The following is a 1,298-nucleotide window of genomic DNA, read 5'->3' on the forward strand; positions in this document are numbered from 1 at the left end:
GAAGATTATCCCTGGAGCAGTTGGAGGGAGTATATTACTGAAAGCAGTACAGATACTTTCTGTTCAACAAAAGCGGTGTTTTCCAGAATCCCCCGAGAGGATCTGAAAGAATTGGTGTGTATGCCCTTAGAGGAATGTGATCAGATTTTGGATATTGACACTGACGATTGCAAGTCAGTCAGTGACAGTGATGTAAAGGCATTTCTGCTGATGAGTCTGCGCATAGTCAATCCACTCATGGTTCAAAGCCTTGAGAAGACGAGACGGAATGAGGTGCTAAGGTCTGCTCTCTCCATAGGAGCAGGAATCAGACAACTCTCAAGATTAACGGGTGTATCCTTTGGCGTTATTCAGAAACTGAAAAATGATCAATAGAACCGACCCCTTGATCCATGGATTTGGTGATATTAAACCATGGACAAAGAAAGAACAAGACAAAGCCATAAAGAATAGTGACAAGAAATTTCTAAATAAACTAAAAAAATATCTAGATCATGAAGAGATTGATATTAATAAGTATTAGAAACTTTATTCTGAAATGATCAATAGAACCGACCCCTTGATCTCTAGAAACTAGATAAACAAATTAAACATGAAGAAAAAAAGAGTCATGATAAGGGAGAAACTCATCATAGGAGATAAATTGAAAAGATATACTTTTTTCACCTATTATGATAGGGACAATACTTATAGAATTACGCAATGTATTGCGAATACTATAGAGGATGCGGAACAAAAATTTGTAGACCTCATCAATCTCCCTTATATAAAAACAGCAGGAAAGAAAGAGTGGCATCTTAGCATTGAGAATAATTGGTGGAAGCCTTTAAAGGTGAATAAATACAAAGACATCTGGGCAGTTGATTTTATTATTAGGAATAACTTTATAATGAGTTTCGTCAAAATATCAGATATTCCCGATGTCTCTTGTAAAAAATTATGTTTGTTTACTTTTGCTTTAGGATGTATAGAAGGTGGACCGTTTATAATTCAATGTGAAGCTTCTTCTTTAGAAAAAGCAATATCCATTTGGATTAAAAGAATCCCATACCAAAAGTATTTAAGTAAAGATTTTAGGATAAATTTAAAGACAACTATTTCAAAAAAATATAATGTTACAGAACTGTCTGAAATGAAAAAGGCTTATAAAATCGATTGGGAAGGTTGTGAAAGCACATTATTCGTTATTAAGGATTCTCTTTCGGATCATGGGGTCGGTTCTACTGATCATTTATAGAGAATAAAATTTGTAAATATCGAAATATGTAAGGATCATGGGGTCGGTTCTACTGATCATT

Annotated in this window: 2 protein-coding genes; both read left to right on the forward strand. The window is 34.4% G+C overall.

The annotated features are described in order from the left end of the window. Positions 1-375, forward strand: a 375-nt coding sequence (locus tag BLU47_RS15005) for a hypothetical protein (protein ID WP_218131555.1), incomplete at its 5' end; no start/stop codon positions are given. Positions 376-592: 217 nt separating this feature from the next. Further along, the gene (locus BLU47_RS14425) at positions 593-1,237 is read left to right on the forward strand and encodes a hypothetical protein (protein ID WP_091964520.1); all 645 of its coding nucleotides are present in this window, start codon (positions 593-595) and stop codon (positions 1,235-1,237) included. Positions 1,238-1,298: the final 61 nt, after the last annotated feature.

Origin of the sequence: Prevotella sp. tc2-28, assembly GCF_900107705.1 — a bacterium.
Taxonomy (GTDB): domain Bacteria; phylum Bacteroidota; class Bacteroidia; order Bacteroidales; family Bacteroidaceae; genus Prevotella.

Bases quoted from the DNA above. Each gene is read 5' to 3' on its own strand.
- BLU47_RS14425 (WP_091964520.1), top strand. From the start codon at position 593: ATGAAGAAAAAAAGAGTCATGATAAGGGAGAAACTCATCATAGGAGAT.